Source organism: Cupriavidus sp. SK-4 (assembly GCF_000611125.1).
Lineage (GTDB): Bacteria > Pseudomonadota > Gammaproteobacteria > Burkholderiales > Burkholderiaceae > Cupriavidus > Cupriavidus necator.
Map to the genome: position 1 here is coordinate 20,632 of NZ_JFJW01000003.1, position 7,667 is coordinate 28,298.

Here is a 7,667-nt window from a genome sequence, read left to right on the forward strand (position 1 = left end):
GTATAGTCATGAATTGCGCTCGCGCGGGCTTGGGTGTTGGAGAGTTCCCGCACGAGCGCTAGCGCAGTGCGCACCGCACGCTGCCTACAGGAGCTCCCCATCGCATTGTGCCGCATTGCGCTCCAGCATGACTTCGCAGGCCCGCTTCTCCGTCCGTTTGTTTGGCGAGTTCCAGCTCGACGGCGCTGGCGCGCCCCTGTTTAACGCAAACTCCCCCCGCTTGCAGGCGCTGCTCGCCTGCCTTGTCCTGCATCGCGACGCACCGCAGACGCGGCAGCAGCTCGCCGTACTGTTCTGGCCTGATTCCTCGCAGGCGCAGGCGCGCAATGCCCTGCGCCAACTGCTGTTTCAGCTGCGCAAGACCTGGCCGGAGGCAGATCAGTTTGTCCATGCCGATGCGCAAACGGTGCGATGGCTGCCCGATTCGCCGCTCGACCTCGATGTAGCGCAGTTCCAGTCCGCGCTTGCGGCTGCGGCCAGGGCCTTGAGGCACGGCGACGCAGGCGCTGAAGAAGAGCTGCTGACGCATGCCGCGGATCTCTATCGCGGTGACCTGCTGGCCAACTGCTATGACGAGTGGATCCACCCCGAGCGCGAAAGGTTGCGCGAACAGTGCATCGCGGCGCTCGCGCGCCTCGGTCAACTGAGTGAGGACCGGCGCGACTATGCAAAGGCGTTGAAATACACACAGCAGTTGCAGCGGCTCGACCCGTGCCGCGAGCCCACCTGCCTGGCGCTGATGCGCCTGCACGCGCTGAACCACGATCACGCATCGGCCATGCGCGCCTATCGTAGCTGTGTGGAAACGCTCGCTCGCGAATTGGGCGTCCTGCCCGGCGACCCCATGCGCGAGGCCTATGCGCGATTGGCTGCGCAGGCTGCGTCAATGCAGCGCCAACGCCCGCGGGATGCGATGCTGCCAATGATTGGCCGGCATGGCGAATGGCGCCGGCTGCTTGAAGTCTGGCAGCGTACCCAGCTGGGCGACAAGCAGTTTGTCCTGATCCTGGGCGAAGCCGGCATCGGCAAATCGCGCCTGGCGGAGGAACTGCTGGTCCATCTGGCCGAGCAAGGCATCACCGTGGCGCATTCGCGCGCCTATGCGGCCGAGGGACAGCTCGCGTTTGCGCCGGTGACCGGCTGGCTGCGCAGCCCTGGCCTGAGTGGCGCGATCGGCAAGCTCGACAGACTGTGGCTGACCGAGGTCACGCGCCTGTTGCCCGAACTCCTCACGCAGCAATCCGGACTGTCGCCGCCGTCGCCTCTTACCGAATACTGGCAACGCCAACGGTTTTTCGAGGCGCTTGCGCGAGCGGTGCTTGCACAAGGTGGGCCGCTTCTCTTGCTGCTCGACGACCTGCAATGGTGCGACGGCGAGACGCTCGAATGGCTGCGCTTCCTGATGCGTTTCGACGCGGCGGCAAGGCTTATGGTGGTCGCAACGGCGCGCCCAGAGGAAATCATGCCGCTGCACGCGGCGAACCGGCTGCTGGACGCACTACGCCGCGACGACCAGTTCATCGAGATCTCATTGGGGACACTCGACGCCGCCGAAACGGCAAAGATAGCGGCCCAGATCCTGGACCGGCCGCTGGCCGACACGGAGGCAACCCGGCTGTTCGAGGAGAGCGAGGGTAACCCGCTGTTTGCGGTCGAAATGATGCGGGCTCGCTCCGACACCATGCCGGTCGGGGACGCACAGGGCGGCATGGCGTCGAAGTTGCCGCCCAAGGTTTACACCATCATCTCAAACCGGCTGGCACAGCTTCCTCCGGGCGCCCGCGAAATCGTCGGGGTTGCTGCAATCATTGGACGGGCGTTCACGACCGACATCCTCGCCCAGGCAAGCGACCTCGGCGAGGATGCCCTGGCAGGCGCGCTGGACGAGCTGTGGCAGCGGCGCATCGTGCGCCAGACCGACGCTGACGGCCTGGCGTTTGACTTCAGCCATGACAAGATCCGCGACGTGGCATACGCCGACGTGAGTCCGCTGCAGCGCCGCCGCCTGCATTTGCGCGTGGCGCGAGCGTTCGAGCAGGCGTCAGGCGATGCGCCCGACGCGGCAAGCGCGCAGATCGCCTCGCACTATGAGCGGGCGGGCCTGCCAGCCCAGGCGGCGGCGTTCTATCGGCGCGCGGCCGGTGTTGCGCAGAGTGTGTATGCCTATGACGATGCCATTGCATTGCTGACGCGCGGGCTGGTGCAAGCGGACCGGATTGCCGATCCGCAGGAGCGCGCCAGTCAATCGCTGGCCCTGCAACTCGACCTTGCGCCACCGATTCGCATCGCCCGAGGCTGGGCAGCCCCAGAACTGGAGGCGCCGCTGCGAAGCGCGGTGGAACTGAGCCGGCTGGCGGGTGACACCAGTCAGCAAGCACGCGCCCAGGTCAGCCTTTCATTTTTCCTGGTAGTGAGGGCGGAACTTGCACAGGCACGTAGCCTGAGCGAGGAACTGATTGCGGGATTGGGGCCGCTGGGCTCCGGTACTTACTCGGTGATGGCATGGACCAGCGTCATGGGTAGCCTGGTCCAGCAAGGCGACTGGATGGCTGCCGAGCCCGCGTATCAACGCGCGCACCGCGCTTATGACGAGGCCCAGCACGCCGAGCATGCGTCCCTGATGGGCGGTAACTTCGGCGTGCTGGCCGCCGCGTGGTCGGCGCACGCATTGTGGTTCAGGGGGCTTGCCGATCAGGCCCTTCAGCGTGGACGCGAAGCGCTGGAGGTGGCGAACCGGGTAGCACACCCGTTCTCCCAGGCGCTCGCGCTGTCATATCTCGCGACGCAGCATGCGCTGCGACATGAGCACGGTCTCACGCTGCACTATGCCCGCCAGGCACACGAGATCGCCGAACAGTACCACGTAGGCTACTACCTTGCCTGGGCAGGCATACTCCTCGCCTGGGCGAACGCGAAACAGGCGCCCGGCGCCGACGCCGTGGTGGCGATGCAGGCGGCGGTCGAGGGCTTTCACGCAACGGGCGCACGCCTGCGTCTGCCGCTCTATCTGGCCATGCTGGCTGAATGCCTGGGCGACGTAGGAGAGACCGAGGCTGCGTTGGCGGCTTTGGACCACGCGTTCGAATGCGCCGGGCGCACTGGCGAGCACTGGGTGGACGCCGAGCTGTACCGTCTGCGCGGTGAATTGCTGCTATGCAGCAGCGCCAACCTCGCCGAAGCCGAGTCATCGCTGATCAAGGCGATCGAGATCGCCACAGCCCAGCACGCGCTACCGCTTGAACTGCGTGCCACCCTGTCATTGACAACGCTGCGAACCTCGCAGGGGCGCGTCAATGCGCATGAGGTGGTCGAGGCGCCGCTTGCGCGATTCACCGAGGGCTTCGATCAACCCGACATCGTCAAGGCGCGGGCGTTACTCGCGCGTTAGTCTCGGCTTGACCACCGCGCGCCGGTCCGAGGGGAAGAATCTCCATGTAACGGTTCACCTAACGCTTTCGAAACGCCGAGGTTGCTAAAACTCCTGCATACCAACCGGACAGGAGACAACCATGGAAGCTTCGTTGAGCGAACCCGTCGCAAGCGCACTCAAGGCGCATTTTCGGGGACAACTGATTCAGCCGGGCGACGCGGCTTACGACCAGGCGCGTGCCGTGTACAACGGCATGATCGACAAGCGTCCTGCGATCATCGCGCGCTGCGTCGATGTTGCGGACGTCATCGCGGCGGTGAACGCCGCGCGTGACAGCGGGATGCTGCTGGCCGTGCGTGGCGGCGCGCACAATGGCGCCGGGCTCGGCACATGCGATGGTGGACTGGTGATCGACCTGTCGCCCATGAAGGGCGTGTTTGTCGATGCCGGACGCAAGACACTGCGGGTTGGCGGTGGCTGCACCTGGGGCGATGTGGATCACGCCGCCAGTGCCTATGGGCTGGCGACGCCGAGTGGCTTCATCTCGACCACTGGCGTGGGCGGACTGACGCTCGGCGGCGGCATCGGCTACCTCAGCCGCGCTTATGGCCTGACGATCGACAATCTGCTCAGCGCCGAGGTCGTTCTGGCCGACGGGCGCGTCGTCACCGCAAGCGAGGACGAAAACGCCGACCTGTTCTGGGCTTTGCGCGGCGGCGGTGGCAACTTCGGCGTGGTGACGTCGTTCGAGTTCAAGGCCCATCCCGTAGCCACGGTCTATGGCGGCCCGATGCTGTGGCCGATGGAGCAGGCACGCGAGCTGATGACATGGTGGCGCGACTTCATCCTGAGTGCGCCGCAGGACATCAATGGCTGGTTCGGTTTCGTCACGGTGCCGCCCGCAGCGCCCTTCCCGGAGGAAGTTCACCTGCAGAAGATGTGCGCCGTGGTGTGGTGCTACACCGGCCCGCTCGACCAGGCCGAAACGCATTTCCGTCCGATTCGCGAGGCCATGCCGCCGGCGGTGGACTTTGCCGGGCCAATACCCTGGCCTGTCCTGCAGGGCCTGTTCGACGGACTGTATCCGGCGGGCTTGCAGTGGTACTGGAAAGCCGACTTCGTCAGCGACCTGAGCGACAAGGCCATCGATCTGCACATCAAGTACGCGCAGCAGTTGCCGTCGATGCACTCGACCATGCACCTGTATCCGATCAATGGTGCAGCGCATCGCGCCAGTTGCGACGACACGGCCTTCAGCTACCGCGATGCCAGTTTTGCCAGCGTTATTGTCGGCGTGGATCCCGACCCGGCCAACAACGATCGCATCGTGCAGTGGGCGAAGGACTACTGGCTGGCCCTGCATCCGCACTCTGCCGGCGGCGGCTACATCAACATGATGATGGACGAGGGCAATGACAACGTGAAGGCGTCCTATCGCGACAACTATGCTCGACTGGCGGAGATCAAGCGCAAATACGACCCGGCCAACCTGTTCCGCGTGAATCAGAACATCAGGCCCGCCTGACGCACCACGCTTGCGACATGGGGCGCAGGTACCCCTTATCCAGGAGTCCGGCGCGACGCCGCTGCCACGATGGGATGGCAGCCGGCCCACGCCAGGCAACGGCTTGCACGGCAGAGGCGATCCCGTGCGGGCCATACTGTTCCGTAGCTGATCGCCTGCACGAGGAGTGCCGTCGCGGCAACGCCGCCGACACGCCTGTTGGAGATAGCAATGCATAAGACCCTTGCCAAGACCCTGCTTGCCGCCGCCGCACTTGCCGCCGGGCTCAGCCAGGCCGCCCACGCCGGTGCCTATGCCGATGGGCTGATCGTTGCCGCGCCGGGACACAGCGGCCAGCGCGACGCCTTTACCGATGGCGCGCACAGTGCGCCCACCGAGGCCACCATGCTGCCCGTGGTCGCGCATCAGGGCAGGTCCGTGTGTGCGATCCGTGGCTTTGATCCGTACCTGGACGGCATGCGCAAGCCTGACCCTTATACCGATGGCGCCCGCATCAGCTCGCGCGATGGCTTCACCGACGGCGCGCGCAGCGATGCGCGCGACAGCGGGGAATGCCTGTCCTGAGCAGGGCAGGGCAACGGGGCGGTTGGTCTGGGCCCGCTCCGTTGTCCAGGCGCGGGGGTATGCGCCATGACTCGGGCATGCCCCGATATGCCGCAACCCTGCCGTCAGGCAACCAAGTCCCAATCGACAGGGGTGTAGTCAAATCGCATTGCCATGTTCGATGCTTTGCCATTTGAGTTGGCAAACCTGCCACATACCAATGAGAAAGCGCTGCGGAAGAGGGGGCAGTATCTCGGCCGCCGACTGATCGCGCTTGGACGCAACATAAAGAAGAAACTGACCTCTATTATGTAATGCCACCGTGCGGTTATACTCCGCGCTTCACTCACAACGATGAATAACCAAACATGGTCGCAGCAACTAAAACGACACGGGTAAGTGCAACTGCCAAGGGCAAACCTGCCGCAAAGAAGGTGGCAGTGCCAACGAAGAAGGCCAGCGTGCTTGCCCGTGAGGCACAGGCAGCGAAGAAGCGCTTGCTGAAGCTGCGCGCCGACACGAAGAAGGCAATTGAAGCGGCCAAGCGCGAGGTTGCCCAGGCCGTGGAAGCCGCAAAGGCCGCGGCACGCTTTGAAAAGCAAGCCGCAAAGGACAAGCTCTTGGCAAAGAAGGCCAAGGCTGCAGGCGCCAAGAAGGCGACGGGCAATAAAGCTGCCGTAACGAAAGCAGTCGCGAAAAAGGCCGCACCCGCTACTAAGGGCAAGGTCGCCGCGAAAGCAGGCCCGAAGGCGGTCGCAGTGAAATCCGTGACGAAAAAACGGGCTTCGGCGAAGAAAGTGGTTCCGGCTGTAGCGTCGCCTGAAGCGTCGGCGTGATCCTTGCCTCGGCTGGTAACGCGATGTCGCCAACCAGCCGAATGATGCAAGATGGGGGTACTGCTGAGAAAAGCTGAGGCCGACGAACTTTGTGCTGACGGCTTTACCCCCTTCCAATTGGGCCTCTAGCTCATGCCTGGTCAGAGCAGCGGACTCATAGTCCGTTGGTGCCGTGTTCGACTCACGGGAGGCCCGCTATTCACCACCAGTCTGACAAAACTCCGTCCTTCATGTCGCGTTGATCGCCGGCGGGTAACGTGAGCCATCCTTGATTTTACGTTTGATCAGCAACTGATCCTGTATACGCGGTCAAGTCGATGGTCTGGCACTGGCTGCGCTCGGCCGGCACGGTGGTGCAGGACCCCTGCGTGGCATAAAGGAGGGGCGGTAAATAGATCCGCGTCAAGCCTGGTTGCCGGGCACAAAGGTCCTGCGACCGTCTCGCCACTCGTCTCTCGCGATCCGTCTCGCCCTCCCGATGCTATTCCGGTCTCCGTAAGGATTGCCCCCGCACCTTAATTGATGCTCATTGTCCGCCACCTTATTCTTGGCTCAAAAGCAAGACTCAAAAATGGCGCCGACTTGAAGTATTCAAGCGAGGCCATATCCACCAAGGAGACGCATGTGACGGCCTACCCCTTCCACACCTTGCCGTAGCGGCGCATCACTTTCGGCAGTTCCAGCCGAAAACCAATCCCACGCCATTTCTACCAAGCGATGGGCGCCCCGGCGCGCCTGCCGCGACGGAGCCGCTATGTCGCAACACCTGATTTCCATCTCTGTCCTGGGGCTGATGTTCGTCATCGCCACGGTCCTGCCCATCAATATGGGCGCGCTGGCCTTTGTCGGCGCGTTCCTGGTCGGCACGCTGGTTGCCGCCATGCCGGCCAAGGCTATCCTGGCCGGCTTCCCCGCCGACCTGTTCCTGACGCTGGTCGGCATCACATACCTGTTCGCTGTGGCGCAGAACAACGGCACCATCGACTGGCTGGTGAAGCTTGCCGTACGCGCCGTGGGCGGCCGGATCGCGGCGATCCCGTGGATCATGTTCATGATCGCGGCGGTGCTGACCTCGGTCGGCGCGGTCAGCCCGGCAGCGGTCGCAATCATAGCGCCGATCGCGCTGGGGTTCGCCGCGCGCTACGGCATCAACCCGCTGCTGATGGGCCTGATGGTGATCCACGGTGCGCAGGGCGGCGGCTTCTCGCCGATCAGCATCTATGGCGGCATCACCAACAAGATCGTGCAGAAGGCAGGCCTGCCGCTGAACGAGATGGCGACGGCCTTTGCCAGCCTGGGTGTCAACCTTGCCGTGGCCGCGGGACTGTTCGTCGCATTCGGCGGCCTGCGCCTGATGCGGAAATCGGCGCCGGCGGCAGTGCCGCAGGCGGCC

General features: G+C 64.3%; 5 protein-coding genes and 1 tRNA gene. All 6 read left to right on the forward strand.

Features of this window, described 5'->3' with window-relative positions:
* Window positions 1-127: 127 nt before the first annotated feature.
* Entirely contained in the window at window positions 128-3,388 is a 3,261-nt protein-coding gene (locus tag CF68_RS00475; RefSeq protein ID WP_035815177.1) for an AAA family ATPase, read from the forward strand.
* Between the two features lie 121 nt (window positions 3,389-3,509).
* A complete protein-coding gene (locus CF68_RS00480) occupies window positions 3,510-4,895 on the forward strand; it encodes an FAD-binding oxidoreductase (RefSeq protein WP_051591339.1) in 1,386 nt (461 codons plus the stop codon).
* A gap of 210 nt (window positions 4,896-5,105) precedes the next feature.
* Window positions 5,106-5,459 (forward strand): hypothetical protein, encoded by a 354-nt coding sequence (locus CF68_RS00485; protein ID WP_035815184.1) that lies wholly within the window; start codon window positions 5,106-5,108, stop codon window positions 5,457-5,459.
* Window positions 5,460-5,806: 347 nt separating this feature from the next.
* Window positions 5,807-6,274, forward strand: a complete 468-nt coding sequence (locus CF68_RS00490) for a hypothetical protein (protein ID WP_035815187.1) — start codon at window positions 5,807-5,809, stop codon at window positions 6,272-6,274.
* Window positions 6,275-6,393: 119 nt separating this feature from the next.
* Window positions 6,394-6,469, forward strand: a tRNA-Ile gene (locus CF68_RS00495).
* Between the two features lie 559 nt (window positions 6,470-7,028).
* Window positions 7,029-7,667: SLC13 family permease (locus tag CF68_RS37870; protein WP_035815190.1), on the forward strand; the 639-nt coding region annotated here is incomplete at its 3' end.

Coding starts and splice junctions, on each gene's coding strand:
- CF68_RS00475 (WP_035815177.1), top strand. CDS start 128: ATGACTTCGCAGGCCCGCTTCTCCGTCCGTTTGTTTGGCGAGTTCCAG.
- CF68_RS00480 (WP_051591339.1), top strand. CDS start 3,510: ATGGAAGCTTCGTTGAGCGAACCCGTCGCAAGCGCACTCAAGGCGCAT.
- CF68_RS00485 (WP_035815184.1), top strand. CDS start 5,106: ATGCATAAGACCCTTGCCAAGACCCTGCTTGCCGCCGCCGCACTTGCC.
- CF68_RS00490 (WP_035815187.1), top strand. CDS start 5,807: ATGGTCGCAGCAACTAAAACGACACGGGTAAGTGCAACTGCCAAGGGC.